This is a genomic window from Pseudomonas parakoreensis, from assembly GCF_021602155.1.
GTDB lineage: Bacteria > Pseudomonadota > Gammaproteobacteria > Pseudomonadales > Pseudomonadaceae > Aquipseudomonas > Aquipseudomonas parakoreensis.
Genome location: NZ_BQHY01000005.1, coordinates 355,540 through 380,268 on the forward strand (window position 1 = coordinate 355,540; position 24,729 = coordinate 380,268).

Consider the following 24,729-nt stretch of genomic DNA (forward strand, 5'->3'; position numbering starts at 1 on the left):
ACGCGCGGCTTGTCTCCCCAAGAGAGTAAAAACATGAGCGATTCCCTGCAGCTGATCCTTGAAGACACCGACGGCACGCAACTGCAAACCTCGTGCACCCGCGTCGCGGTCATGTGGCAAGGCAAAGAGCTGTGGATCCAGCAGGACGGCCGTGGCCAGCTGCTGATCGGCGTGGACGTCGAGGAAGGTGACGAAGAGTACGCCAACCTGCTGCTGCGCCCACTGGCAACTAATCTGGTCAGTCTGCAACTGGAAATGGAACCGGCTGAGGTCGGCGACGAAGACCACGTGCACGGCCCGGATTGCAACCACGATCACTAAGGAAACCGCTCTATGCTCGCCCTCGGCAAACTGCTTGAACTGACCCTCGCCGGCCGTGAACCGGCGGAGAAGACTCAACTGACTGTCGAAGGCGTGCGCATGCGCTGGTTGAGCGAGGGTGCGCTGGAAGTCCGGCCCCCCGAGGCGCGCGACAATGGCCTGGACCTGCTGCTGTCGGCAGGCATCCACGGCAACGAAACAGCGCCGATCGAATTGCTCGACCGGCTGCTGCATGACATCGCACGCGGCGATCTGAAGCCGCGTGCACGCATTCTGTTCCTGTTCGGCAATCCGGAAGCGATTCGCAAGGGCGAGCGCTTCGTCGAGCAGGACGTCAACCGGCTGTTCAACGGCCGGCATGAACAAACCAGCGGTTCCGAAGCCATCCGCGCCTGTGAGCTGGAACGCCTGGCGGCGAGTTTCTTCAGCCTGCCGGACCGTCAGCGTCTGCACTACGACCTGCACACCGCGATTCGTGGTTCGAAGATCGAGCAGTTCGCCCTGTATCCGTGGAAAGAAGGACGCCAGCATTCGCGCCGCGAACTGGCGCGTCTGCGTGCTGCCGGGATGGACGCGGTGCTGTTGCAGAACAAACCGTCGATCGTGTTCAGTTCCTACACCTACGACAAGCTCGGCGCCGAGGCTTTCACCCTGGAACTGGGGAAGGCGCGGCCATTCGGGCAGAACCAAGGGGTGGATGTTTCACGTCTGGAAACCCGTCTGAAGCAGATCATCGAGGGCAATGAGCCGGATCTGGCTGCAGAGGGACTGGAGGGTTTGCAGCTGTTCAGCGTCGCCCGGGAAATCATCAAGCACAGCGATGCGTTCCGCCTGAACCTGCCAGCGGACATCGAGAACTTTTCTGAATTGGACGTCGGTTATGTGCTGGCCGAAGATCTGGCCAATACCCGCTGGATCATCGAGGAAGAGGGCGCACGCATCATCTTCCCGAACCCCAAGGTCAAGAACGGCTTGCGCGCGGGCATTCTGATCGTGCCGGCCACCGACGAAAACCTCGCCTGATGGCGTCTCTGAGCTGACAGAAATTCCTGTAGGAGCTGCCGAAGGCTGCGATCTTTAGATCTTTTTTTAGACGATCAAAAGATCGCAGCCTCGTTTCACTCGACAGCTCCTACAGGGGAGCGTTGTGGTCAGACGGCGACTGCGCGCGGCTCACTGCGACGCAGCGCGCGAACCTTCTGCAGCGTATCCGCGCAAGTCCGCGCCGCTTCCTGACCCTTGTGCACGAAGTGCTCGAAGAAGAATTTCTGATGCTCTTCACCGGCATGGAAGTGATGCGGGGTCAGCGATACCGAGAACACCGGCACTTCGGTCTCCAGCTGCACCTGCATCAGGCCGCTGACCACTGACTGGGCGACAAACTCGTGACGGTAGATGCCGCCGTCCACCACCAGAGCGGCCGCGACGATGCCGGCATAACGCCCGGTCTTGGCCAGCAACTTGGCGTGCAGCGGCATTTCAAAGGCGCCGCCGACTTCGAAGAAATCGATGTCCGATTCCTGATAACCCTGAGCGAGCATTTCGGCGACGAAGCCCTTACGGCTCTGGTCGACGATTTCCTTGTGCCAGCAGGCCTGGATGAACGCAACGCGCTCGCCGTGGGGGTGTTTGCTTTTGCTGTCGATAGCGGTGGGTTGCATGTTCTGACTCCTGTTTGTGTGAAAAACAGGGCGTTATGAATCGAAAGGGATTCAAGGGTACGCACGAGCACAAAAGCGCGCGGACGGCCCTTTGGCGTCAATCCCGTTCTCTCTTCATCCGGACTATGACCGTCGGCCCCGGAATCACACCGGGTCTGCTGACCTTGCCGTCGTGCACCGCCAATGCCGTGTCCGTCGTCAAGCGCTCGCGGGCTATGCGCGTTGCGCGCAATTACCGCCGGTGGGGAATTACACCCCGCCCTGAGAACGTTTTTGCCGCCAGTTCTCGGGCGGCGCAGCGTTTTTATCACATATTTTCCGGCCTTGCACAGAACCTGTGGGAGTGTGTTCTCAAGAAGTAATCTGACCTTTTCTCATTCAAGGGTTGATAAATCGGCGCCATGACCGCAGTAATTCACCTTCGAAAAGGGATTTCCCCTGCTGACTCTGAGGCCAGGTTCATGAGCATTATCGATCTTCGCAGCGACACCGTTACCCAACCGACTCCTGCCATGCTCGACGCGATGACGGCGGCGGCCACCGGTGACGATGTGTACGGCGAAGATCCGACGGTCAATCGTCTGGAGGCGGAACTGGCGAAGCGCCTGGGGTTCGCCGCTGCGCTGTTCGTGCCGACCGGCACCATGAGCAACCTGCTGGGCCTGATGGCGCACTGCGAACGTGGCGACGAATACATCGTCGGCCAGCAGGCGCACACCTATAAGTACGAAGGCGGTGGCGCGGCGGTGCTCGGCTCGATCCAGCCGCAGCCGCTGGAAGTGCAGTCCGACGGTTCGCTGGATCTGGATCAGGTCGCGGCAGCGATCAAGCCGGACGACTTCCATTTCGCCCGGACCCGTTTGCTGGCGCTGGAAAACACCATGCAAGGCAAAGTGCTGCCGCTGGAGTATCTGGCCCGCGCCCGCCAATTCACCCAGAAGCATGGTCTGGCCCTGCACCTGGACGGCGCGCGGTTGTACAACGCGGCGGTCAAGCTCGGTGTGGATGCCCGCGAGATCACGCAACATTTCGATTCGGTGTCGGTGTGCCTGTCCAAAGGCCTTGGCGCGCCGGTGGGTTCGGTGCTGTGCGGTTCAGCCGAGTTGATCGGCAAGGCCCGCCGCCTGCGCAAAATGGTCGGCGGCGGCATGCGTCAGGCCGGTTTGCTCGCGGCGGCGGGGCTGTACGCGCTGGATCACCACGTCGAGCGTCTGGCGGATGACCATGCCAACGCGCACTATCTGGCCGAAGGCCTGCGCGAGGCCGGGTTCAGCGTCGAGCCGGTGCAGACCAACATGGTCTACGTGCCAATGGGCGACCGTGCCGAAGCGCTCAAGGCGTTTGCCGCCGAACGCGGGATCAAGTTGAGCGCCGCCGCGCGCTTGCGCATGGTCACGCACATGGACGTCAATCGCTCGCAAATCGAGCAAGTGATCGCGACATTCGTCGAGTTTTCGCGCAAGTGACAGCGTTAGCCGTCCAATTGACCGTTACTATCGTATAAACACGCTGTACCCCGCGCGAAGGGCCGATATAATGCGGCCCTTTGCCGTCGTTTCGTCTGTTGACGTTTCGTACAGGCCTTTGGCCGCAGCCTCCGTGGAAGAACCTAATGAAAAGCGCAGAAATCCGTGAAGCCTTCCTTCGCTTCTTCGAAGAGCAAGGCCACACCCGTGTAGCCTCCAGCTCTTTGATTCCGGGCAACGACCCAACCCTGCTGTTCACCAACGCGGGGATGAACCAGTTCAAGGACTGCTTCCTGGGCCAGGAAAAGCGCGCGTACACCCGCGCAACCAGCAGCCAGAAGTGCGTGCGTGCCGGTGGCAAGAACAGCGACCTGGAAAACGTCGGTTATACCGCTCGTCACCACACCTTCTTCGAAATGCTCGGTAACTTCAGCTTCGGTGACTATTTCAAGCACGACGCGATTACCTTTGCCTGGACCTTCCTGACCGGCGTTCTGAAACTGCCAAAGGAAAAACTCTGGGTCACCGTCTACGCGTCCGACGACGAAGCGTATGACATCTGGACCAAAGAAATCGGTGTGCCGGTCGAGCGCATGATCCGCATCGGCGACAACAAAGGCGCGCCTTACGCCTCCGACAACTTCTGGACCATGGGCGATACCGGCCCGTGCGGCCCATGCACCGAGATTTTCTACGATCACGGCGACCACATCTGGGGCGGCCCACCGGGTTCGCCGGAAGAAGACGGCGACCGTTACATCGAGATCTGGAACAACGTGTTCATGCAATTCAACCGCACCGCCGATGGCGTGTTGCATCCGTTGCCAGCGCCGTCGGTCGACACCGGCATGGGCCTGGAGCGGATCAGTGCGGTGATGCAGCACGTCAATTCCAACTACGACATCGACCTGTTCAAGAACCTGCTCAAAGCCTCGGCTGAAGCCATCGGTTGCGAAAACGGCGATCAGTCGTCGCTCAAAGTGGTGTCCGACCACATCCGTTCGTGCGGTTTCCTGATCGCCGACGGCGTGCTGCCGTCCAACGAGGGTCGCGGTTACGTGCTGCGCCGGATCATCCGTCGCGCCTGCCGTCACGGCAACAAGCTGGGCGCCACTGGCAGCTTCTTCTACAAGATCGTCGCGGCGCTGGTTGCCGAGATGGGCGACGCTTTCCCGGAACTGCAGAAGCAGCAGAGCAACATCGAGCGCGTACTCAAGGCTGAAGAAGAGCAGTTCTCCAAGACCCTGGAGCACGGCCTGAAGATCCTCGAACAGGATCTGCTGGAACTCAAAGGCACCGTGGTGCCGGGCGACGTAGTGTTCAAACTCTACGACACCTACGGTTTTCCGATGGACCTGACGGCCGACATCGCTCGCGAGCGTGGCTTGACCGTCGACGAAGTCGGCTTCGAGCGTGAAATGGAAGCCCAGCGTGTGCGTGCACGTTCGGCCAGCTCGTTCGGTCTGGATTACAACACCCTGGTCAAGGTGGATGTGGCCACCGAGTTCACCGGCTACACCGACACCAGCGGCTCGGCAAAAATCGTCGCTATCTATAAAGATGGCCAGTCGGTCGACGTTTTGAGTGAAGGCGAAGAGGCGGTGATCGTGCTGAACCAGACGCCGTTCTACGCTGAATCCGGCGGCCAGATCGGCGACTGCGGTTTCCTGCAGGCCGGTAACGCACGTTTCGACGTCCGTGATACCACCAAGACCGGCGGCGCGTTCCTGCACCACGGCGTGCTGGATTGCGGCAGCCTGACCATCGGCGCGCCAGTGGAAACCCACGTCGATGCCGAAGTGCGTCACGCGACCTCGCTGAACCACTCCGCGACTCACTTGCTGCACGCTGCGCTGCGTCAGGTGTTGGGCGAGCACGTTCAGCAAAAGGGTTCGTTGGTGGATAGCCAGCGTCTGCGCTTCGACTTCAGCCACTTTGAAGCGATCAAGCCTGAGCAGATCAAAGCGCTGGAAGACATCGTCAACGCCGAGATCCGCAAGAACTCCGCGGTTGAAACCGAAGAAACCGACATCGAAACCGCCAAGCAGAAGGGCGCGATGGCGCTGTTCGGCGAGAAGTACGGCGACAACGTGCGCGTGCTGAGCATGGGCGGCGACTTCTCTGTCGAGCTGTGTGGCGGTATCCACGCCAACCGTACCGGTGACATCGGCCTGCTGAAAATCATCAGCGAAGGCGGTGTGGCATCGGGTGTGCGTCGTATCGAGGCAGTCACCGGTGCTGCGGCGCTGGCCTACTTGAACGCTGCTGAAGAACAACTCAAGGAAGCGGCCAACCTGGTCAAGGGCAGCCGCGACAATCTGATCGACAAGCTGTCGGCTGTGCTGGAGCGCAACCGCGCGCTGGAAAAGCAACTCGAGCAGTTGCAGGCCAAGGCTGCCAGCGCCGCCGGCGACGATCTGTCGAACTCGGCAGTCGACGTCAAAGGCGTGAAGGTGCTGGCTGCACGTCTGGATGGTCAGGACGGCAAGGCGCTGCTGGCGCTGGTTGATCAGCTGAAAAACAAACTCGGTCGCGCAGTGATCCTGCTCGGCAGTGTCCATGAGGAAAAGGTCGTACTGGTTGCAGGCGTAACCAAGGACCTGACTGGCCAACTCAAAGCCGGTGATTTGATGAAGCAAGCTGCTGCGGCAGTGGGCGGGAAGGGCGGTGGTCGTCCGGACATGGCGCAGGGCGGCGGTGTCGACGCCGGCGCACTGGATGGCGCTCTGGCGCTGACCGTTCCATTCGTCGAGCAGGGTTTATAAGACGGCCCGCCGGGCCCGCAGTCTAGTGGCGGGTCCGGCGGCTGTTCGAGTGATTATTGGGCGCCCTTCATGGGCAGAGGCGGCTTTGAAATGGCTTTGATCGTACAGAAATTTGGAGGCACCTCGGTCGGCACTGTCGAGAGAATCGAGCAGGTCGCCGACAAGGTTAAGAAATTCCGCGATGCCGGCGATGACCTGGTGGTTGTGCTGTCTGCAATGAGCGGCGAAACCAACCGTCTGATCGATCTGGCCAAGCAAATCAGTGGCGACGTGCAACCGGTTCCACGTGAGCTGGACGTGATCGTTTCCACCGGTGAGCAGGTGACGATTGCCCTGTTGGCCATGGCGCTGATCAAGCGCGGTGTGCCGGCGGTGTCGTACACCGGTAATCAGGTGCGGATCCTGACGGACAGTGCGCACAATAAAGCGCGTATCTTGCAGATTGATGACCAGAAGATTCGCGGTGATCTGAAAGCAGGTCGCGTGGTGGTTGTCGCCGGTTTCCAGGGCGTAGACGAGCACGGCAACATCACCACCCTCGGTCGTGGCGGTTCCGACACCACGGGCGTGGCACTGGCGGCTGCATTGAAGGCTGACGAGTGCCAGATCTACACCGACGTCGATGGTGTCTACACCACTGACCCGCGCGTTGTGCCAGTCGCTCAGCGTCTGGACAAGATCACCTTCGAAGAGATGCTGGAAATGGCCAGCCTCGGTTCCAAGGTGCTGCAGATCCGTGCGGTGGAGTTCGCCGGCAAGTACAACGTTCCGCTGCGCGTACTGCACAGCTTCAAGGAGGGTCCGGGCACCCTCATTACTATTGATGAAGAGGAAACCATGGAACAGCCGATCATTTCCGGCATCGCTTTCAACCGCGATGAAGCCAAGCTGACCATCCGTGGCGTGCCAGACACCCCGGGCGTGGCGTTCAAGATTCTCGGCCCGATCAGTGCCGCGAACATCGAAGTCGACATGATCGTGCAGAACGTCGCGCACGATAACACCACCGACTTCACCTTCACTGTGCACCGCAACGACTACCAGGCCGCACAGACCGTGCTGGAAAACACTGCTCGCGAGATCGGTGCCCGTGAAGTCGTAGGCGATACCAAGATTGCCAAGGTCTCGATCGTCGGCGTCGGCATGCGTTCCCACGCAGGCGTGGCCAGCCGCATGTTCGAATCCCTGGCCAAGGAAAGCATCAACATCCAGATGATCTCGACGTCGGAAATCAAGGTTTCCGTGGTGATCGAAGAGAAGTACCTGGAACTGGCTGTGCGCGCCCTGCACACAGCTTTCGAACTGGACGCTCCGGCCCGTCAGGGCGAGTAATCCGGTCACTTGAAGGGCGCGGTCTGACCGCGCCCTTTATTTTTTGAATGGCGCGAGCCCCCTGAACTGTTCTTTTGCTCGCGCTGGTCAATACTCAGGCATGTAGGGCTACGATCGCTCCGGTTGTAGGTCGGGTGCCTTTTTTTTGCAGACTGTTGTCCCTGAAATGAAATGCGTGAGGAGAAAGGTATGCTGATTCTGACTCGTCGGTGCGCAGAAAGCCTGATTATCGGTGATGGCGAAATCACCGTGACCGTGCTCGGCGTCAAAGGAAATCAAGTGCGCATCGGCGTCAACGCCCCGAAAGAGGTTGCCGTGCACCGTGAGGAAATTTACCTGCGTATAAAGAAAGAGAAGGACGAAGAACCAAGCCATTAATTTTTATCGATTTTTATGTTTGCAAACGGGGAAGAAGGTGGTTAATATACGCCCCGTGTTGCGGAGAGCTGGCCGAGTGGCCGAAGGCGCTCCCCTGCTAAGGGAGTACACCTCAAAAGGGTGTCGGGGGTTCGAATCCCCCGTTCTCCGCCATTATTTGCTTAGTACGTTGTAATCTGGCTTTTTCTGTAAGTTGTTGAATTTATTAGAAAAAGTGGTTGGAATAGAGATTAGACGGGCTATAATGCGGCGCAACAAATGCACTCGTAGCTCAGCTGGATAGAGTACTCGGCTACGAACCGAGCGGTCACAGGTTCGAATCCTGTCGAGTGCACCATTTAAGAGTTTTTTATAGCGATATAAAGAACTCGGCTTCAGCCAGTTGTGGTCTGGTCAAAAAACACAAATGCACTCGTAGCTCAGCTGGATAGAGTACTCGGCTACGAACCGAGCGGTCACAGGTTCGAATCCTGTCGAGTGCACCATTTTAAGAGTTGTTTGCAGTAATGCAGGTAACTTGGCTTCAGCCAGTTGTGGTCTGGTTTAAAAACACAAAATGCACTCGTAGCTCAGCTGGATAGAGTACTCGGCTACGAACCGAGCGGTCACAGGTTCGAATCCTGTCGAGTGCACCATATTCAAGAAGCCCGCGTTTAACGCGGGCTTTTTGTTGTCTGCGATTTGGTTTTTCCTTTCACGCATCCCCTCTCATCAAAATCGACTTGAGCACTACGGCCGCGTTTCAGGTCATAACGATAGCTCGTTGTCGACGTTCGAATATTCACCTTGTCCGGTTTGCCGAGGGCGCTCTCGACATCCCGCTGGCTCATTCCGGCGATAACGCGACGATTGATGATCGCTTCGCGGCGCTGCCTGGCATTGATCAGGTTGCCGCATTTGTCCTCCAGGCGGCCAACGATGCCCGGTTCACGTCCCTTGATTGTCATACCGGATATTTCTTCGTGATTGTGTTCCGGCATGATCGGCACGACGGAGCCGGGCGTGTAGGGGTGAACCTGCTGCACCGAGAGCTGCTCATCGTTGGCACAACTCAGGCTGGTGAAGGTGATGCCGCCGTCGGGCGCTTCGCATCGGTGAAGGGTGGTGGCGGCCCCGGCGGGCGGCAGGCAGAGCAGGCTGGCGACTACAAAACGGGATGTTCTGGATAGCATTCGACGTCCTCCATGACGGTCTACGCTCAAGGGTAGTCGCTACATTTTTCAATGCCGGTGTGTTTTCTTTTCAAGATGAGTCGTCGCATCTGCACGGGTCAGGACAGCACTCAGCTTTGTTGCGCAAGCGCTTGTTTCGACCGCGATTTTTTAACGTTTAAAACCGTCAGGCGGTGTATCATTGCGCCCGTCAGCCCCGCCGGGGCTTATGGAAAACCTCCATGGACTTACCCAGTAGTTACTCAGTAGCCCGTTTCACCAATCATGAATTGACTGATTGATCCTTCCGGCGTGCCCCGCTGCTGGGAGTGGAGTTCGCCTATGTCCGAAATCGAAGTAAAGAAAACACAGGAAAGCCTGCAGGATCGCCTGGCTCAGGTGGTTGAGCTGCTGCAGCGCCAAAAGGTCGTCGAAGACCTGACTCACCGCCAGGAAGGCGCGCATCACGACCGGGTCGAGAACCTGGTTCACCGGCAGAACCTCGTCGAACTGCAACGCAAACTCGATGATCTGCACTCCGCCGACGTTGCCTACATCCTTGAAGCCCTGCCGCTGGACGACCGTCTGACGCTCTGGCAACTGGTCAAGGCTGATCGCGACGGCGACATTCTTCTCGAAGTATCCGATTCTGTTCGTGAAACGCTGATCGCCGACATGGACGATCACGAGCTCCTGGCTGCGGCCAAGGACATGGACGCCGACGAACTTGCTGACTTGGCCTCCGAGCTGCCGCGAGACGTCGTCCATGAGCTGATGGAAACGCTCGACCAGCAGCAACGCGAGCGCGTGCGTTCGGCTCTGTCCTATGACGAGGAGCAGGTCGGTGCGTTGATGGACTTCGAGATGGTGACCATCCGTGAGGACGTCAGCCTCGAAGTGGTTCTGCGTTACCTGCGTCGTCTCAAGGAGCTGCCGGGCCACACCGACAAATTGTTCGTGGTCGATTACGACGGCGTGCTCAAGGGCGTACTGCCGATCAAACGTCTGCTGGTCAACGATCCCGAGAAACAGGTTGCTGAAGTCATGGCCAGCGATCCGGTGAGTTTTCACCCGGACGAAGACGCCTATGACGCTGCTCAGGCATTCGAGCGTTACGACTTGATCTCGGCCCCGGTGGTCGACAAGAACGGCAAGCTGATCGGCCGTCTGACCATCGACGAAATGGTCGACCTGATTCGTGAGGAGAGCGAAAGCGAAGTCCTCAACATGGCGGGTCTGCGCGAAGAGGAAGACATCTTCGCCTCCGTCTGGAAATCCCTGCGCAACCGTTGGGCGTGGCTGGCGATCAACCTGATCACTGCCTTTGTTGCGTCGCGGGTGATCGGTCTGTTCGAAGGCTCGATCGAGAAGCTGGTGGCGCTGGCGGCGCTGATGCCGATCGTGGCGGGTATCGGCGGTAACTCCGGTAACCAGACGATTACCATGATCGTGCGTGCCATGGCGCTGGATCAGGTCAGCACCGGCAACACCTCACGGCTGATGCGCAAAGAGCTGGCGGTCGCGTTGATCAATGGTCTGGTCTGGGGCGGGGTAATCGGCGTGGTCGCCTACCTGCTTTACGGCAGTTGGTCGCTGGGCGTGGTGATGACGGCAGCGATGACCCTCAACCTGCTGCTCGCGGCGTTGATGGGGGTGTTGATCCCAATGACACTGGCCAAGATGGGCCGCGATCCGGCGATGGGCGCCAGCGTGATGATCACGGCCATGACCGACAGCGGTGGCTTCTTCATCTTCCTGGGGTTGGCGACGATCTTCCTGCTCTGATTCTTTGCAATGCAAAAGCCCGCCAATTGGCGGGCTTTTTTGTGCCTGTGTATTTATCTGTGCCTGTGTATTTATCTGTGCTTGTGTATTGATCTGTGGCGAGGGGATTTATCCCCGATGGGTTGCGCAGCGACCCCGGAAGAGGGCCTGCTGCGCAGTCCATCGGGGATAAATCCCCTCACTACAAGTCTGCCTCGGATTGTCGTGATTAAAATCCGGGCAAAAAAAAGCCAGCATTTAAGCTGGCTTGAGGTGTTCGGTGTCACTCAGGACGCGTCTGCGGCCATCTCGGCGTCGTGAGCAATCAGCGACACCAGAGCGTTCTGTTGACGGTGCGACAGCTGACGGAAGCGTTGCAGCAGCTCACGCTCGTGCAGCGACAGCTCCGGACTGTCCAGGCGCATGCTCAGTTCTTCGCCCAGTGCGCCTTCCTGAATAAGACTCTGCTCAAGGCGCGCAATGATTTCGGAGTTCATGCTGCGATGATGATTGCGAGCCACCTCGGCAATGCGTTCACGCATTCCGTCTGGCAGACGTACGACAAACTTGTCAGCCGTACGGCTGGAATAAATTGCCTGTTTCAATGGGCGCATATATTTAACCGGTTAGTTCAGGGGAGCGGTTCTCGGGATTGGCCGCAGGATGTGTGATAGGACAAGCATCCGCGCCAAATGGTTCAACCTGAATTGTTAAGAGGCCCGCATCATGCCTCAAAATTGCCAGATCATTGGCGTCAATTCTGTGACAAATATTGAGCTGGGTAAAGGCGTAATGCCAGCACCAATTATCAGAAATGCGGACTGGTTTGAAAACTTTGCCTTGGCCCGCATCACTGGCCGCTTCCTGTTGCACATCTATTGATGCCCTAAGACGTCAGAACGTGCATGCTGTGCGGCTTTCAATCCTTGTTCCCTACTTGTACAGGATAGTGGCAATTTGCCGATTTACTAGGGCAAACCCCCATTGGAGGGCGTTTTCAGGATGGATGGCAGGCTTATTTATCTGATGGGACCCTCCGGTTCAGGCAAGGACAGCCTGATCGAGGCCGCGCGTGAGCCATTGCGCCGGTTGAACTGCGAAATCATCCGCAGGGTGATTACCCGATCAGCGGAATCGGTGGGTGAAGATGCCATCGGCGTAACACCCGAAGAATTCGAACGACGTCAGCAGGTCGGGGATTTCTCGCTATCCTGGCACGCCAACGGGCTGGCTTACGGCATCCCGGCAGAAATGGACGAACGGTTACGTGCAGGGCGATTCGTGCTGGTAAATGGCTCACGGGCCAATTTGCGTCAGGCGCATGAGCGCTATCCGACTTTGCTGCCGGTGCTGCTGACGGTCAAGGATGAGGTTTTGCGTGAACGCCTGCTCAAGCGTGGCCGGGAAACACCTGAGCAGATTGATGCGAGGCTGGCGCGCAATGCGCAGTTCAAGGACAGAAGGACCACTGACTTGCCCGTGCATCTGATCGACAACTCGGGCGACCTGGCAACCGCCGTCAAGCAACTGCTGGACTTGATCCGGCTTAACGCAGCACCGGATCAAACTTGATCTTGCGCCCGGCCACCAGGGCCAGCACAAACAACACCGCAAACACGCCGCAGCCAATCAGCGGCAGGGTGACTTCGGTTTCCTCGAACAGCGAAAAATGCACAACGCCACTCAATAAGGCGAGGATCAGAAATCCTGCGGCTGATTTGGACATGCTGTACTCCTGAAGATATTTCAAAAAACCAGACGTTCGGTGTCGCGCGTCGGCAGTGCTTGCTCAGGCTGATTGACTGCCTGCGCGGCGAAGTCGCCCTGATCGCTCAGCACCGCCAACTGCGGCGCTTTCTGCACCTGCAAGTAATGCGGCATACGCTGAGCCACCGGTTCAGCACGCTCTGGAGCAAAATGAAAGCCAACCAAAACCGTCAGTGCGATTGCGTTTGCAAGCAAGAGAGTGCTGTTCATGGGGCTGACTCCGTTTGTTCTGTTATAGGAACAGACAAAGCACCCGGCGTGCCAACAGTCTAACCGCTGTGAAGTCCTTTAAAAACAAGCATTTGGAAGGGTTTTTCCCAAGTGTCGGGTTGCAATCTGCAATGATGGCTTTTTGCGGTAGTGCAAATTGCACGGTAAATGTTCCCGCAGCATTGCAAGCCGCCTGCCTACACTTAAAAAACCCATGGACGACATGACAAACCAAGGGCTGGCCGTTAACATGCTCGCCGTCCGTCGCGCCGTGTCCGGCCGCGACAACTCAGTGTCTCAGTAGCTCAATTGGATAGAGCATCCCCCTCCTAAGGGGAAGGTTGGCAGTTCGAACCTGCCCTGGGACACCATCCATTCCGGACGCTGAATGCGTCTACTAAAAAGCCTCGAACAGAATTATCTTTCGGGGCTTTTTTCATGCGCTGATGGTCAGGCTGATTCGAGCGGTGGCGCGGTCCGTCATCAGACATTCTCATCAGCAGATTCTTCCACAAGGAATCTTGAACCCCTCCACTTCAGAGAACCCCACCCCTTGCCGATAACTCATTCGGCGACCTCAGACTCGCACGAAATCGCTTGATAGCATTTGGCCTCCAGCTATCATCTGCGCGCTTGTGAAAACGCCCCCGGTTCACCTACTTCAATTGCCTGGAAATCCTCGATGCTGTCGTATCACCAAAAGAGTTTTCTGATCGTCGATGATTTCTCGGATTTCCGCAGTTCCGTACGCTCAATGCTGCGCGAGCTGGGGGTCAAGGATGTGGACACCGCTGATACCGGCGAGCAGGCGCTGAAGATGTGTGCGCAGAAGTCCTACGATTTCATCCTGCAGGATTTCCACCTCGGTGACGGCAAGAAGAATGGTCAGCAGGTGCTGGAAGACCTGATGTCGGAAAAGCTCATCAGCCATGAAGCGGTGTTTGTCATGGTCACGGCCGAGACCAGTCAGGCCATGGTGCTCAGTGCCCTGGAGCACGAGCCGGATGCGTACCTGACCAAGCCGTTCAACCGCTCCGGCCTCGCTCAGCGCCTGGAGCGTCTGGAGCAGCGCAAGACGTTGCTCAAACCGATTCTGCAAGCCCTTGATCGCGGTAAACCGGTCGAGGTGCTCAACGCCTGCATTGCGCTGTGCAAGCAGGACATCCGTTATTCGCCGCTGTGCCTGCGTTATCGCGCCGATGCGCTGCGCGACATGAACCAGAACGAAGCGCTCGAACGCCTCTATGACAGCATCATCGCTGACCGGCCGTTGCCGTGGGCGTTTGCTGGGCTGGGCAAGTTGCTGTTCAAGCGTGGGCAAGTGGCGCAGGCCAAGGATGTTTACGAAAAGGCGCTGAAAGTGTTCCCGATGATGCCGGCGTTGTACGACGGCATGGCCGATGTGCTGGTCGCCGAGGGCGATACCAAAGGCGCGCAGCGGGTGCTGGAGGAGGCGATTCGTTTGTCGCCGCTGGCGGTGCGCCGGCAAGCGTTGCTCGGCAAACTGGCGATGGCCAACGAGGATTTCGACACCGCGTCCCGGGCGTATCGCCAGGCAGTGGCGCAGGGGGCGCAGTCGCGGTTCAAGGATCCGGAAAGCAACCTTGGCCTGGCTCATGCGTTGATCAGCAAGGGCAGTGAGCGCGGCCTCGACACGCGCACGCGGCTGGAGATCAACACCACGCTCAGCGCGGTCGCCAAAGAGAACCCGTCTGACCCGGGCCTGCAGATTCGTGCGCGGCTGATGAAGGCCACCAGTCTGTTGCTCAACGATGCCGAGACCGCTGACAAGCTCACCGAACAAGCGCTGATGCGCCTCGACGGCATGGAGCAGTTCATGAGCCCTGAAGCGGCGCTGCTGGTCGCCAAGCAATTGCAGATGCTTGGTCAGGCCGAGGCGGGCACTTCGATGCTCAAGAGCTGTGCGGAGATTTACGGTGATGATCCGGCGGTGATGAAAGACATCGCCAAGCTCACCGACGACCCGACCATCCTCAGTTCGAGCAACGCCGCTGCCGACCTCAACCGGCAGGGCGTACGTGTGTACAAGACCGGCAACCTGGTGGAGGCCCGCGAGGTGTTCCGCAAGGCGCTGAAGATGCAACCGAAGAACATCAGTATCGCGCTGAACATGGCCCAGTCGCTGCTGCATGGCACCGACACCAGTGTGCCGTCGGCGGAGCTGGAAGAATGTCGGGCCTGCCTGAAAATGGTCGGCCTGATGCCCGACACCGACGCGCGCTATGCGCGTTATCAGAAGCTGAAAAGCAAGGCGTTTGGCGAATGAACCAAGACGAGCAGGCGCTGGATTTTTCCACGGTGATCGCCTCCACCGTTCACGACATGAAGAACTCGCTGGCGATGCTGACGCAGGCCCATAGCCAGTGGCTGGCGCGTTTACCTGAGGCTCAGCGGCAAAGCGCGGAGCAGGGCGTGATCGACTTCGAGTTTGCCCACCTCAACGGCATGCTGGTGCAGTTGCTTGGGCTGTACAAGCTCGGCGTCAACCAGTTGCCGCTGCAACCGGCGTATCACGAGCTGGATGATTTCATCGAGGCGCAACTGGCCGCGCACCAGGAGGTGTTTGCCAGTCGCGGGATCATTGCTACCTATGAAGTCGATCCGCTGAGCCCGCTGGGTTTCTTCGATCGTGAGTTGGTTGCGTCGGTGCTGGGCAACTGCATCAACAACGCCATTCGTTATGCCCGCGAGTCGCTGCTGATTACCGTCAGCGACGAAGCCGGGCAACTGGTGTTGAGCATCAACGATGACGGCGACGGTTACCCGGCCGAGATGCTCGAGCGTCAGGCGGATTACGTGCAGGGCATCAATCACGGCAGCGGCAGCACGGGTCTGGGTCTGTATTTCGCCAACCGCATTGCTGCGTTGCATCAGCGCAACGGCGTGGTCGGGCACACCGAAATTCGCAATGGCGGGCCATTGGGTGGCGGGGTGTTCAGCCTCTACCTGCCCTGAAGGCATGCCCCGTGTAGGTGCTGCCGCAGGCTGCGATCTTTTGATTTTTTAAGATTAAAAGATCGCAGCCTGCGGCAGCTCCTGCACGGAAATTCAGTGGTGGCCTTTTTTGTTTGACGCTGCTTGATATTCCGAACAGCCGGAGCCTATTTTGTACGGGTCGCCGCTTGCGGCTCGCACAATAACAAGGATTGCGTCATGACAACCGATGGCCAGCGTTCACTCGCGCAGCGACTGACCGGCATTGATGAGATTGAATGTGTCACGCCGGATTTGAACGGCGTGCCGCGCGGCAAGGTGATGACCGCCGAGGGTTTCCTCGAAGGGCGGCGTTTGCAGATGGCGCGGGGTGTGCTGCTGCAATGCATCATGGGCGGTTATCCGCCGGCGCGGTTTTACGGCAGCGATGACGGTGACCTGGCACTGGTCGCCGAGCCGAGCATGATCCATCCCCTGCCATGGAGCGACGAACCGCGCGCCCTGGCCATCTGCGATGCCGACGAATTGAGCGGCGAAAGCTCCAACCTGTCGACCCGTGGCCAACTGAAGAAAGTGATCGCCCGTTACGCCGCACATGGCTTGGCGCCGGTGGTGGCGACCGAGCTGGAATTCTTCGTCTTCGCGCCGAACACCGATCCGGCCCAGCCGTTCCGTCCGCCGGTAGGTCTTGATGGACGCCGCGAGGATGGTCAGTCGGCGTTCAGCGTCAGTTCCAATAACGGTTTGCGGCCATTCTTCAACGAAGTCTATAAATGCATGGCCGCCCTCGGTCTGCCGCGCGATACCTTCATGCATGAAATGGGCGTCAGCCAGTTCGAAATCAATCTGCTGCACGGTGATCCGCTGTTGCTGGCCGACCAGACCTTCCTGTTCAAGCACCTGCTCAAGGAAGTCGCGCTCAAGCATGGTCTGAGCGTGGTGTGCATGGCCAAGCCGCTGGCGCACACACCGGGCAGTTCGATGCACATTCACCAGAGCGTCGTCGAGATCGCCACCGGCAACAACGTGTTCAGCGACGAGAATGGCCAGCCGACGGCGATGTTCCGCCACTTCATCGGCGGACAGCAGGCGGGCATGGCCGATTTCACTGCGCTGTTTGCGCCGAACGTGAACTCTTATCAGCGTCTGTGCCACCCGTATGCGTCGCCGAACAATGCCTGCTGGTCCCATGATAACCGCGCCGCCGGGCTGCGGATTCCGGCCAGTTCGCCAGTGGCTCGACGCGTGGAAAACCGGTTGCCTGGCGCCGATGCCAACCCGTATCTGGCGATTGCCGCGAGTCTGGCCGCCGGCTTGCATGGGATCGAGCATGAGCTGGAGCCAAGCGCGGCGATTCAGGGCGAATTCGAAGTGCCGGACAATCTTTCGCTGCCGTGTACCTTGCATGCCGCGCTCGAGCGTCTGAAACGTAGCCAATTGGCCAGGGAACTGTTCGGACAGGAGTTCATCGAAGGCTACATCGCTTCGAAGACCATGGAGTTGACCAGCTTCTTTGATGAAATCACTCCCTGGGAACGGCGTGTTCTAGCAGCCCAGGCCTGACGAACCGTCGCCATCGGGCTATCGTTTGGATAGCCCGATACTTACTGCAAGGAGCCGCTCGGAACGCCGATGCGCCAAATCTGGAAATCCTTTCGAGCGCTGTACTTCGCCTCGCTGATGATGTTGATCGGCTCGGGCCTTCTTTCTACTTACCTGGCATTGCGCCTGGCCGCTGACCATGTCGATGGACTGTGGGTGGGTGCGCTGATGGCAGCCAACTACTTTGGTCTGGTATTGGGCGGCAAGATCGGTCACCGCTTGATCGCCCGCGTCGGACACATTCGGGCGTATTCGGCGTGTGCCGGGATCGTCGGCGCGGCGGTGCTCGGGCATGGCCTGGTGGACTGGTTGCCGGCGTGGCTGGTGCTGCGGACCATCGTCGGTCTGGGCATGATGTGTCAGTACATGGTGATCGAGAGCTGGCTCAACGAACAGGCCGACGCCAATCAGCGCGGGCTGGTGTTCAGCGGCTACATGATCGCTTCGTACCTGGGGCTGGTGCTCGGTCAGTTGATTCTGGTCATGCACCCGGGCCTGGGGTTGGAGCTGCTGATGCTGGTCGCGCTGTGTTTTGCCCTGTGTCTGGTGCCGGTGGCGCTGACCCGGCGGATTCACCCGGCGCCGCTGCATCCGGCGCCGATGGAGCCGCGCTTCTTTATCAAGCGCGTGCCGCAGTCGTTGAGCACGGTGCTGGGCGCTGGCCTGATCATCGGCTCGTTCTACGGTCTGGCGCCGCTGTATGCGTCGCAGCAGGGGCTGTCGACCGAGCAGGTCGGTCTGTTCATGGGTAGCTGCATTTTTGCCGGACTGCTGGTGCAGTGGCCGTTGGGCTGGTTGTCCGACCGTTATGACCGAGCGCTGCTGATTCGTTGTTTTGCCGGATTCCTCGCGGTGGCGGCGTTGCCGTTGGCGATCTTGCCGCAGGTGCCGCTTGAGGTGCTGTTCGTGGTCGGCTTCCTTTGTTCGCTGGTGCAGTTCTGCCTGTATCCGCTGGCGGTGGCGTTCTCCAACGACCATGTCGAGGGCGATCGCCGGGTGTCGCTGACGGCGATGCTGCTGGTGACCTACGGGGTCGGCGCGAGTATCGGTCCGCTGCTGGCGGGCGTGCTGATGAAGCTGTTCGGCAGCCAGAGCCTTTACGCGTTCTTCAGCTTCTTTGCGTTGGTGCTGGTGTGGCGCATCCGCCCGAAAGCGGTGACCAATCTGCATCAGGTCGACGACGCACCGCTGCATCACGTGGCGATGCCGGACAGCATGTCGAGTTCGCCGCTGGTGGCGGCGCTCGACCCGCGGGTGGATGAGCAGGTGGTGCAGGAGCAGATGCAGACCACGGTCACGCCGGAGCCGGAGCCCGAAGTGCAGCCCGAAGCGGCGGCCGAACCTGATCCGGCTGATGAGGGCGATAAACCGACACCGGACATCAGTGGGGCCAGGCCCTGAATCGGGTGATTGCAACGATATTCAAAGAGTGACGCTTTATTGTGGTGAGGGGATTTATCCCCGATGGGCTGCGAAGCGGCCCTAAAGCCATTCAGTGCGGAGTGGCAGTGGAATCGAGGCGTCCGGTCTGGGGCTGCTGCGCAACCCATCGGGGATAAATCCCCTCGCCACAGTTATCTCCAGCCCAGGACGGGACAGTAGAAATAAAAAAGGGCAGTCCCGCCAGGGACTGCCCTTTCTATTTGCCTGTGCGAATCACAGATCGTCTTTATCGAACCGGCGTGCTTCACGCTGCAACTGATAGACGAAGCGCTCGACGTTGCGCGCCGCCTGGCCACTGATGTTGTGGAAGCGCAAGCCGGCGAAGGTGATGTTGAGCTTTTCTTCGAAGTGCAGATAGCGCAGCTCGACCGAGATCGGTTGATTGCCGAACAGTGGGGTGGCGATCATGCGGTCATAGACCTGACCCAGTTGCAGGCGGTCGGTGATGTCGCCTTCAAAGCGCAGTTTGCAACCGGTGGCGGAAATATCCAGCAGTTTGCCGTTGATCGGCGCCTTGAGTTTTTCGCCGCCAAGTTCGACGCTGACCAGATCGGTCAGCTTCAACGCGGCACGAAAGGCATTGCGGCGCTGGTGGTAGACCACTTCGGTTGGCAGTTGACCGGTATAGAAGCGGTCACCGTCGGATTCTTCGATGTTCAGCGTGCCGGTGCATTCCCAGGCGATGCGCACACCTTCGTGGAAGCCTTCGACCTTGAACGGTTCGCCCGCCTGCAGAAAACGCTCGCCATCGCGCGGGATCATTTCGTCCAGGGCAATCGTCGCGGTTTCCCGGTCAACCTTGATCAGGTAGCTCTGGAAGCGCTGGCTGCGCTCATGGAAGGTGATGATCAGCGGGTCGTGGCTTTCTTGCAGCTGGCGCAGGTTGCTGGAGATTTCCAGGGGCGTGGTCAGCACCTTTGGTGGCTGCGGAGTATCATCCGCGCTTAGGGCGTTTGGCACGTTTTCTCAATCTCCAGACAAAATTTGACTACGACTAGCCAGCATTTTGCCAGCATGTTTCGCGGGTTGATAGTGCAGGCACATCGAATGGCTCACGCCTGGCTGAGCGTACGCGGCTTGGTGGGTTTGGCGAAAGTGCCCGAGGCGTCATACAGCGCTGGCGGTTCGCCCCCGGTGAGGATTTTCAGCTGATTGGCCGTAGCGGCCTGCTGGATCTGGATCGACTGGCCGTTCTTGACGTTGGCCGCCTGGCACTGGGCAATCAGGTCGGTCAGCACATCGCTTTGGGACAGCAACTGGTCGCCAATGCTCGACTGGCTGGCCAGTTGCTCCAGGCCCTGACGGTCGAGCGGCAGGTTGAGGCTGGCAAGGATTTCGCTGCGCTTGCGGCCATGCTGTTCAAGCAGAATGATCAATGCCTGTTTGCGCGCCAGAATATCTTCGAGCAGAGGCATGTCGCGACCGTGCAAAGCGAGGGACTCGGTTTGCAGCAACTCCAGCAATTGTTGAGCTGGAGCAAAGTCGTCGGTGATCAGTTGCAATAAATTAGTGTCGTGCATGGCTGGCCTTGGGTTCTAAGCGTCCAAAAGCCTGGCGCCGGCAAAAGCCTAGCGCTGGGCTTCGAAGTTGAGCAGTTTGCTGGCTACACGGTTGCTGTCGACCTTGTAGCTGCCATCGGCAATCGCTGCTTTCAACTCGGCCACGCGGGCTTTGTCGACGGCAGGCTGATCGCGCAGCTTGTCAGTGACCTTCTGCAACTGTTGAGCCTCATTGCTGAGGTGTACCGATTCCCCGCTTTTTGCGGTACCGGCCGTTTCGGCCTGGGTATTCAGCGGCGCGGAGGTGCCGGTTTCGGCGGTTTCCTTGGCGTTGCTGGTACGCGTACTGCCCGTAAGTGACGAGGAGCTGTTCAAACGGCTGAAATCGATGACCATGTTAAAAACCTCTGGGAATTTGGACGCTTGCCATGTTCTCGGCCATTCCCTGGAAAACTTTAGGCTCACTTTGCAATGAGCTGCATGTGCCGAAGCGTGTCCTGCTGCGGCACAGTTTAGGGAAGCGTCGGGGCTGGCGCCAGTTTTCTGCTCGAGCGTTTTACATGGCGACTTCCACTTGGCCCGGCGCGATGACCTGCGCCTTGATTACCCGGTTGGAATTGAGGTTTTTTACCCGGATCTGTTCTTTCAAACCGCCATTGGCCAGGGCTTCACCGGGCATGCGCACGGCGAGTGTACCGCTGCGGGCGATGATGACCACCTGATCGCCCTTGCGTACCACTTCTGCCTGTTCCAGATGCACCAGGGTAATCACCTGATCGGCTACCGTTGGTCGGGTTAATTTCTGCCCGATGGCTTCATCCACCGACGTCAGAAAACCCTGATTGACCTGGCTGATGTCGCGTTCACGCAAGATCACGTCTTGCGGTTCGATAATCGCGGCGCGCTTGAGCGGTCGGGTGGTGGTGACAATCTCGCGAAACAGGCGGACTTGAGCGGGCACGAACACCGTCCACGGCGAGCTTCCTTCGCAGCGGACCTTGACCGTCACCCGGCCCAGCGGACGTGCAGGACTCTCCAGTGACGCTGTCAATTCCTTGTCGCACATAGGCATGCGCATACGCGGGTCGAGCTGGTTGACCTCGATTTCATAGCGGCCTTCCGTTTGACTGGTAGCCAGATAGTCTTCTACGGTGAACTCAAGAAAGCCCTGAGTGACGCCGATAAGCATGTCAGGCAAGGTAACCGTATCAGCACCGGCAGGGCTGCCAGCGAAAAACAAGCAGACGGCAGACGTCGCGCACAGCGCTTTGCGGGTGCGGGAGGTCAGGCGTCGAAAAAATGTCGTTTGAGCGTTCATACGAGTTAAAAAGCAAGCGCCGTGCCGTTTAGCAATGAATGTGCGTCGCAACAACACTTGGCGTTGGTGTAGGAGTCTGGGCATGGCTGGTGTAATGGATTCGGTGAACCAGCGCACGCAACTGGTAGGGCAGAATCGCCTGGAGCTGTTGTTGTTCCGTCTCGACGGTCAGCAGCTCTACGGCATCAACGTGTTCAAGGTGCGGGAAGTGCTGCAATGCCCGTCGCTGACGTTGATGCCCAAGTCCAGTCCTGTCGTGTGCGGGGTGGCGAATATCCGGGGGGCGACCATTCCGATCCTTGATCTGGCAATGGCGACCGGTTCCGGGGCGTTGAAAGACAAGAACAGTCCGTTCGTGATCATCACGGAGTACAACACCAAGACCCAGGGTTTCCTGGTTCGCTCGGTGGAGCGCATCGTCAACATGAACTGGGAAGAGATCCATCCGCCGCCCAAGGGCACGGGGCGCGATCATTACCTGACCGCTGTGACTCGAGTCGACAATCAGTTAGTCGAAATCATCGATGTCGAGAAGGTGCTGGCGGAAGTCGCGCCGACGCCGGAAGCGATTTCGGTCGGCGTGGTCGATGTCGAGACCCAGAGCAAGGCGTTGTCGCTGCGGGTGCTGACGGTCGATGACTCGTCGGTGGCGCGCAAGCAGGTCACGCGCTGCCTGCAGACGGTCGGGGTCGAAGTGGTGGCGCTGAACGATGGCAAGCAGGCGCTGGACTACCTGCGCAAGCTGGTCGATGAGGGCAAGAAGCCGGAAGAAGAGTTCCTGATGATGATTTCCGACATCGAGATGCCGGAGATGGACGGGTACACCCTGACGGCGGAGATCCGCAGCGATCCACGCATGCAAAAGCTTCATATCATCCTGCATACTTCGTTGTCGGGGGTATTCAATCAGGCGATGGTCAAGAAAGTCGGTGCCGATGACTTCCTGGCCAAATTCCGTCCTGATGACCTGGCATCCCGGGTAGTCGACCGGATCAAAGCAGCAGATATCAGCTAGGGGCCTTCTGCCCCTGGCGGTCAACACGATTTAAGAGGCGGCATCATTGTCTACGGGTAATTTGGATTTCGAACAGTTCCGGGTCTTCCTGGAAAAAGCCTGTGGCATTTTGCTCGGTGAAAACAAGCAGTACCTGGTCTCGAGCCGTCTCAACAAACTGATGGAGCAGCAAGGCATCAAGTCCCTGGGTGAGCTGGTACAGCGCATCCAGACCCAGCCGCGCAGCGGTTTGCGCGAGCAGGTGGTCGATGCCATGACGACCAACGAAACCTTGTGGTTTCGCGACACCTATCCGTTTGAAGTCTTGAAGAACAAGGTGCTGCCCGAGGCGATCAAGGCCAGCCCCAACCAGCGTCTGCGGATCTGGTCGGCGGCCTGCTCGTCGGGTCAGGAACCGTATTCGCTGTCGATGTCGATCGACGAGTTCGAGCGCAGCAACCTTGGTCAGTTGAAGATGGGCGTACAGATCGTTGCCACCGACCTGTCCGGCAGCATGCTGACCAACTGCAAGACCGGCGAGTACGACAGCCTGGCCATCGGCCGCGGTCTGTCCGCTGATCGCCTGCAGCGCTACTTCGACCCGAAAGGGCCGGGGCGCTGGGTGATCAAGGCACCGATCAAGAACCGGGTGGAATTCCGTTCGTTCAACCTGCTCGACAGCTACGCCAGTCTGGGCAAGTTCGACATCGTGTTCTGCCGCAACGTGCTGATCTACTTCTCCGCCGAGGTGAAGAAAGACATCCTGTTGCGCATTCACAGCACGCTGAAGCCGGGCGGCTATCTGTTCCTTGGCGCGTCCGAAGCGCTGAACGGTTTGCCGGATCATTACCAGATGGTCCAGTGCAGTCCGGGGATCATTTACCAGGCGAAGTGAAACAAAGCATCAGGCATACAAAATCGGGAGCCCCAAGGGCTCCCTTTTTTATGCCTGATGCTTTGTTTCATGCAGGAGCTGCCGAAGGCTGCGATCTTTTCATCCTGTTTTGAACGATCAAGATCAAAAGATCGCAGCCTTCGGCAGCTCCTACAGGGAGAGGTGTTAACAGGACGAAGCGGCAGAAAAGCGGCAGGCAGCGGAAACCGGTTGCCGCTTTTCTGGCATTGCCGCTTTGCCGATTCCCCGCAAAGCCCCGGTTTACGCGGGTTTCTGTGTTTGGCACGGCGCTTGCTAAAGCTCAGGTACGAAAAACCGCTCACCCGAAGGTTCCCGACATGAGCATCAGCTTCGATAAAGCGCTCGGCATTCACGAAAAGGCATTGGGTTTCCGTGCCCAGCGCGCTGAAGTGCTGGCCAACAACATCGCCAACGCCGATACCCCGAACTACAAGGCTCGGGATCTGGACTTCTCCAAAGTGCTCGAAGCACAGAGCCAGAAAAACGCCAACGGCACCATCGCCCTGAACATGACCAACAGCCGTCACATCGAAGCTGAAGGCCTGGGCAATGGCGACGAGTCGCTGATGTATCGCACGCCGATGCAGCCTTCGATCGACCAGAACACCGTGGATGCTCAGCTGGAACAGTCCAACTACGCGGAAAACGCCGTGGGCTTCCAGGCCAGCTTCACCCTGCTCAACAGCAAATTCAAAGGGCTGGTATCGGCCCTGCGCGGAGAGTAATCCATGTCCCTGTCCAGCGTTTTCAACATTGCCGGCAGCGGCATGAGCGCACAAACCACGCGTCTGAACACCGTGGCGTCGAACATCGCCAACGCCGAAACCGTTTCGTCGAGCATCGACCAGACCTACCGCGCCCGTCACCCGGTGTTCGCCACCATGTTTCAGGGCGGCCAGAACAGCGGCAGCAACTCGCTGTTCCAGAGCCAGGATGCCGCAGGGCAGGGCGTGCAAGTGCTCGGCGTGGTCGAAGACCAGAGCAACCTCGAAGCACGCTACGAGCCGAACCATCCGGCCGCTGACGCCAAGGGCTACGTCTACTACCCGAACGTCAACGTGGTGGAAGAAATGGCTGACATGATTTCCGCGAGCCGGTCGTTCCAGACCAACGCCGAAATGATGAACACCGCCAAAACCATGATGCAGAAGGTACTGACCCTCGGTCAGTAATAAGGGGCGACGGCC

The 24,729-nt window shown here is 58.8% G+C and carries 26 protein-coding genes, 5 tRNA genes and 1 riboswitch; of the genes, 22 read left to right on the top strand and 9 right to left on the bottom strand.

Translation table 11 applies throughout. From position 1 onward, the window contains the following. The first annotated feature begins 33 nt into the window (after positions 1-33). Together L6D63_RS10215 and astE are read left to right on the top strand one after the other, a co-directional pair. Positions 34-321 (top strand): hypothetical protein, encoded by a 288-nt coding sequence (locus L6D63_RS10215; RefSeq protein ID WP_007963090.1) that lies wholly within the window; start codon positions 34-36, stop codon positions 319-321. A 12-nt stretch (positions 322-333) separates the two neighbouring features. Beyond that, positions 334-1,344 carry a succinylglutamate desuccinylase gene (astE, locus tag L6D63_RS10220; protein WP_047295839.1) on the top strand — a complete coding sequence of 337 codons (1,011 nt, stop codon included), beginning with the start codon at positions 334-336 and terminating at the stop codon, positions 1,342-1,344. Positions 1,345-1,472: 128 nt separating this feature from the next. Here the strand turns inward: astE and L6D63_RS10225 are convergent, their stop codons facing one another. After that, positions 1,473-1,982, bottom strand: coding sequence for a 6,7-dimethyl-8-ribityllumazine synthase (locus L6D63_RS10225; RefSeq protein WP_047295837.1), 510 nt, complete (start codon positions 1,980-1,982; stop codon positions 1,473-1,475). A gap of 101 nt (positions 1,983-2,083) precedes the next feature. Then, positions 2,084-2,255: riboswitch (FMN riboswitch) on the bottom strand. A 188-nt stretch (positions 2,256-2,443) separates the two neighbouring features. Between L6D63_RS10225 and ltaE the strand changes: the two genes are divergently transcribed. The 8 genes from ltaE (at position 2,444) to L6D63_RS10265 (ending at position 8,558) form a co-directional block, all read left to right on the top strand. After that, positions 2,444-3,448, top strand: a complete 1,005-nt coding sequence (gene ltaE, locus L6D63_RS10230) for a low-specificity L-threonine aldolase (protein ID WP_047295836.1) — start codon at positions 2,444-2,446, stop codon at positions 3,446-3,448. A 146-nt stretch (positions 3,449-3,594) separates the two neighbouring features. Then, positions 3,595-6,213: an alanine--tRNA ligase gene (gene alaS, locus L6D63_RS10235; protein WP_047295834.1), complete on the top strand. Its 2,619-nt coding sequence runs from the start codon at positions 3,595-3,597 to the stop codon at positions 6,211-6,213. Between the two features lie 90 nt (positions 6,214-6,303). Then, positions 6,304-7,545: an aspartate kinase gene (locus tag L6D63_RS10240; protein WP_025112914.1), complete on the top strand. Its 1,242-nt coding sequence runs from the start codon at positions 6,304-6,306 to the stop codon at positions 7,543-7,545. A gap of 189 nt (positions 7,546-7,734) precedes the next feature. Then, positions 7,735-7,923 carry a carbon storage regulator CsrA gene (csrA, locus tag L6D63_RS10245; RefSeq protein ID WP_002554426.1) on the top strand — a complete coding sequence of 63 codons (189 nt, stop codon included), beginning with the start codon at positions 7,735-7,737 and terminating at the stop codon, positions 7,921-7,923. Between the two features lie 62 nt (positions 7,924-7,985). Continuing rightward, positions 7,986-8,076 (top strand) — tRNA-Ser (locus L6D63_RS10250). A gap of 107 nt (positions 8,077-8,183) precedes the next feature. Continuing rightward, a tRNA-Arg gene (locus L6D63_RS10255) sits at positions 8,184-8,260 on the top strand. A 71-nt stretch (positions 8,261-8,331) separates the two neighbouring features. Next, a tRNA-Arg gene (locus tag L6D63_RS10260) sits at positions 8,332-8,408 on the top strand. 73 nt (positions 8,409-8,481) lie between these two features. Next, positions 8,482-8,558 (top strand) — tRNA-Arg (locus L6D63_RS10265). Positions 8,559-8,576: 18 nt separating this feature from the next. Here the strand turns inward: L6D63_RS10265 and L6D63_RS10270 are convergent. Beyond that, positions 8,577-9,095 (bottom strand): cell envelope protein SmpA, encoded by a 519-nt coding sequence (locus L6D63_RS10270; RefSeq protein ID WP_095668540.1) that lies wholly within the window; start codon positions 9,093-9,095, stop codon positions 8,577-8,579. A 321-nt stretch (positions 9,096-9,416) separates the two neighbouring features. Between L6D63_RS10270 and mgtE the strand changes: the two genes are divergently transcribed. After that, on the top strand, positions 9,417-10,859 hold the full coding sequence (gene mgtE / locus L6D63_RS10275) for a magnesium transporter (protein ID WP_007963078.1): 1,443 nt from the start codon (positions 9,417-9,419) through the stop codon (positions 10,857-10,859). 266 nt (positions 10,860-11,125) lie between these two features. Here the strand turns inward: mgtE and L6D63_RS10280 are convergent, their stop codons facing one another. After that, positions 11,126-11,452, bottom strand: coding sequence for an Arc family DNA-binding protein (locus L6D63_RS10280; RefSeq protein WP_003178899.1), 327 nt, complete (start codon positions 11,450-11,452; stop codon positions 11,126-11,128). Positions 11,453-11,564: 112 nt separating this feature from the next. On the opposite strand from L6D63_RS10280, the gene L6D63_RS10285 reads away from it, so the two are divergent. Both L6D63_RS10285 and phnN read left to right on the top strand, forming a co-directional pair. Further along, the gene (locus L6D63_RS10285) at positions 11,565-11,720 is read left to right on the top strand and encodes a hypothetical protein (protein WP_174377054.1); all 156 of its coding nucleotides are present in this window, start codon (positions 11,565-11,567) and stop codon (positions 11,718-11,720) included. A 120-nt stretch (positions 11,721-11,840) separates the two neighbouring features. After that, on the top strand, positions 11,841-12,410 hold the full coding sequence (gene phnN, locus L6D63_RS10290; protein WP_047295829.1) for a phosphonate metabolism protein/1,5-bisphosphokinase (PRPP-forming) PhnN: 570 nt from the start codon (positions 11,841-11,843) through the stop codon (positions 12,408-12,410). On the opposite strand, the gene L6D63_RS10295 is transcribed toward phnN, so the two are convergent. After that, complete coding sequence (locus tag L6D63_RS10295) at positions 12,385-12,564, bottom strand: PA3371 family protein (protein ID WP_047295827.1); 180 nt, start codon at positions 12,562-12,564, stop codon at positions 12,385-12,387. The two genes, phnN and L6D63_RS10295, sit on opposite strands and share 26 nt — an antisense overlap. 20 nt (positions 12,565-12,584) lie before the next feature. After that, positions 12,585-12,815, bottom strand: coding sequence for a hypothetical protein (locus L6D63_RS10300; protein ID WP_131671208.1), 231 nt, complete (start codon positions 12,813-12,815; stop codon positions 12,585-12,587). Positions 12,816-13,109: 294 nt separating this feature from the next. On the opposite strand from L6D63_RS10300, the gene L6D63_RS10305 reads away from it, so the two are divergent. From L6D63_RS10305 to L6D63_RS10325, 5 genes are all read left to right on the top strand, one after another. After that, positions 13,110-13,186, top strand: a tRNA-Arg gene (locus tag L6D63_RS10305). A gap of 311 nt (positions 13,187-13,497) precedes the next feature. Then, the gene (locus L6D63_RS10310; protein WP_047295822.1) at positions 13,498-15,102 is read left to right on the top strand and encodes a tetratricopeptide repeat-containing response regulator; all 1,605 of its coding nucleotides are present in this window, start codon (positions 13,498-13,500) and stop codon (positions 15,100-15,102) included. Further along, positions 15,099-15,791, top strand: coding sequence for a sensor histidine kinase (locus L6D63_RS10315; protein WP_131671209.1), 693 nt, complete (start codon positions 15,099-15,101; stop codon positions 15,789-15,791). Before L6D63_RS10310 ends, L6D63_RS10315 begins: the two co-directional genes overlap by 4 nt. 300 nt (positions 15,792-16,091) lie before the next feature. Continuing rightward, on the top strand, positions 16,092-17,333 hold the full coding sequence (locus L6D63_RS10320; protein WP_236170324.1) for a glutamine synthetase family protein: 1,242 nt from the start codon (positions 16,092-16,094) through the stop codon (positions 17,331-17,333). A 69-nt stretch (positions 17,334-17,402) separates the two neighbouring features. Next, positions 17,403-18,773, top strand: a complete 1,371-nt coding sequence (locus L6D63_RS10325) for an MFS transporter (protein WP_131671211.1) — start codon at positions 17,403-17,405, stop codon at positions 18,771-18,773. Between the two features lie 255 nt (positions 18,774-19,028). Here the strand turns inward: L6D63_RS10325 and L6D63_RS10330 are convergent, their stop codons facing one another. The 4 genes from L6D63_RS10330 to flgA all read right to left on the bottom strand — a co-directional run bounded on the left by L6D63_RS10330 (position 19,029) and on the right by flgA (position 21,632). Next, the gene (locus L6D63_RS10330) at positions 19,029-19,775 is read right to left on the bottom strand and encodes a flagellar brake protein (RefSeq protein WP_041074294.1); all 747 of its coding nucleotides are present in this window, start codon (positions 19,773-19,775) and stop codon (positions 19,029-19,031) included. Positions 19,776-19,867: 92 nt separating this feature from the next. Beyond that, positions 19,868-20,335, bottom strand: a complete 468-nt coding sequence (locus L6D63_RS10335) for a flagella synthesis protein FlgN (protein ID WP_027612275.1) — start codon at positions 20,333-20,335, stop codon at positions 19,868-19,870. A 48-nt stretch (positions 20,336-20,383) separates the two neighbouring features. Then, positions 20,384-20,710: a flagellar biosynthesis anti-sigma factor FlgM gene (gene flgM, locus L6D63_RS10340; protein ID WP_041074296.1), complete on the bottom strand. Its 327-nt coding sequence runs from the start codon at positions 20,708-20,710 to the stop codon at positions 20,384-20,386. 160 nt (positions 20,711-20,870) lie between these two features. Continuing rightward, positions 20,871-21,632 (bottom strand): flagellar basal body P-ring formation chaperone FlgA, encoded by a 762-nt coding sequence (flgA, locus tag L6D63_RS10345; protein WP_095668548.1) that lies wholly within the window; start codon positions 21,630-21,632, stop codon positions 20,871-20,873. 82 nt (positions 21,633-21,714) lie between these two features. Here flgA and L6D63_RS10350 point away from each other — a divergent pair, with 82 nt between their 5' ends. From L6D63_RS10350 to flgC, 4 genes are all read left to right on the top strand, one after another. Then, complete coding sequence (locus L6D63_RS10350) at positions 21,715-22,647, top strand: chemotaxis protein CheV (RefSeq protein WP_041074300.1); 933 nt, start codon at positions 21,715-21,717, stop codon at positions 22,645-22,647. 46 nt (positions 22,648-22,693) lie between these two features. Continuing rightward, complete coding sequence (cheR, locus tag L6D63_RS10355; protein ID WP_007963053.1) at positions 22,694-23,521, top strand: protein-glutamate O-methyltransferase CheR; 828 nt, start codon at positions 22,694-22,696, stop codon at positions 23,519-23,521. A gap of 338 nt (positions 23,522-23,859) precedes the next feature. Continuing rightward, positions 23,860-24,267 carry a flagellar basal body rod protein FlgB gene (gene flgB / locus L6D63_RS10360; RefSeq protein ID WP_025112931.1) on the top strand — a complete coding sequence of 136 codons (408 nt, stop codon included), beginning with the start codon at positions 23,860-23,862 and terminating at the stop codon, positions 24,265-24,267. A 3-nt stretch (positions 24,268-24,270) separates the two neighbouring features. Further along, a complete protein-coding gene (gene flgC / locus L6D63_RS10365) occupies positions 24,271-24,714 on the top strand; it encodes a flagellar basal body rod protein FlgC (RefSeq protein WP_003227217.1) in 444 nt (147 codons plus the stop codon). The last annotated feature ends 15 nt before the right edge of the window (positions 24,715-24,729 follow it).

Coding starts and splice junctions, on each gene's coding strand:
- L6D63_RS10215 (WP_007963090.1), top strand. CDS start 34: ATGAGCGATTCCCTGCAGCTGATCCTTGAAGACACCGACGGCACGCAA.
- astE (WP_047295839.1), top strand. CDS start 334: ATGCTCGCCCTCGGCAAACTGCTTGAACTGACCCTCGCCGGCCGTGAA.
- L6D63_RS10225 (WP_047295837.1), bottom strand. CDS start 1,982: ATGCAACCCACCGCTATCGACAGCAAAAGCAAACACCCCCACGGCGAG.
- ltaE (WP_047295836.1), top strand. CDS start 2,444: ATGAGCATTATCGATCTTCGCAGCGACACCGTTACCCAACCGACTCCT.
- alaS (WP_047295834.1), top strand. CDS start 3,595: ATGAAAAGCGCAGAAATCCGTGAAGCCTTCCTTCGCTTCTTCGAAGAG.
- L6D63_RS10240 (WP_025112914.1), top strand. CDS start 6,304: ATGGCTTTGATCGTACAGAAATTTGGAGGCACCTCGGTCGGCACTGTC.
- csrA (WP_002554426.1), top strand. CDS start 7,735: ATGCTGATTCTGACTCGTCGGTGCGCAGAAAGCCTGATTATCGGTGAT.
- L6D63_RS10270 (WP_095668540.1), bottom strand. CDS start 9,095: ATGCTATCCAGAACATCCCGTTTTGTAGTCGCCAGCCTGCTCTGCCTG.
- mgtE (WP_007963078.1), top strand. CDS start 9,417: ATGTCCGAAATCGAAGTAAAGAAAACACAGGAAAGCCTGCAGGATCGC.
- L6D63_RS10280 (WP_003178899.1), bottom strand. CDS start 11,452: ATGCGCCCATTGAAACAGGCAATTTATTCCAGCCGTACGGCTGACAAG.
- L6D63_RS10285 (WP_174377054.1), top strand. CDS start 11,565: ATGCCTCAAAATTGCCAGATCATTGGCGTCAATTCTGTGACAAATATT.
- phnN (WP_047295829.1), top strand. CDS start 11,841: ATGGATGGCAGGCTTATTTATCTGATGGGACCCTCCGGTTCAGGCAAG.
- L6D63_RS10295 (WP_047295827.1), bottom strand. CDS start 12,564: ATGTCCAAATCAGCCGCAGGATTTCTGATCCTCGCCTTATTGAGTGGC.
- L6D63_RS10300 (WP_131671208.1), bottom strand. CDS start 12,815: ATGAACAGCACTCTCTTGCTTGCAAACGCAATCGCACTGACGGTTTTG.
- L6D63_RS10310 (WP_047295822.1), top strand. CDS start 13,498: ATGCTGTCGTATCACCAAAAGAGTTTTCTGATCGTCGATGATTTCTCG.
- L6D63_RS10315 (WP_131671209.1), top strand. CDS start 15,099: ATGAACCAAGACGAGCAGGCGCTGGATTTTTCCACGGTGATCGCCTCC.
- L6D63_RS10320 (WP_236170324.1), top strand. CDS start 16,092: ATGACCGCCGAGGGTTTCCTCGAAGGGCGGCGTTTGCAGATGGCGCGG.
- L6D63_RS10325 (WP_131671211.1), top strand. CDS start 17,403: ATGCGCCAAATCTGGAAATCCTTTCGAGCGCTGTACTTCGCCTCGCTG.
- L6D63_RS10335 (WP_027612275.1), bottom strand. CDS start 20,335: ATGCACGACACTAATTTATTGCAACTGATCACCGACGACTTTGCTCCA.
- flgM (WP_041074296.1), bottom strand. CDS start 20,710: ATGGTCATCGATTTCAGCCGTTTGAACAGCTCCTCGTCACTTACGGGC.
- flgA (WP_095668548.1), bottom strand. CDS start 21,632: ATGAACGCTCAAACGACATTTTTTCGACGCCTGACCTCCCGCACCCGC.
- L6D63_RS10350 (WP_041074300.1), top strand. CDS start 21,715: ATGGCTGGTGTAATGGATTCGGTGAACCAGCGCACGCAACTGGTAGGG.
- flgB (WP_025112931.1), top strand. CDS start 23,860: ATGAGCATCAGCTTCGATAAAGCGCTCGGCATTCACGAAAAGGCATTG.
- flgC (WP_003227217.1), top strand. CDS start 24,271: ATGTCCCTGTCCAGCGTTTTCAACATTGCCGGCAGCGGCATGAGCGCA.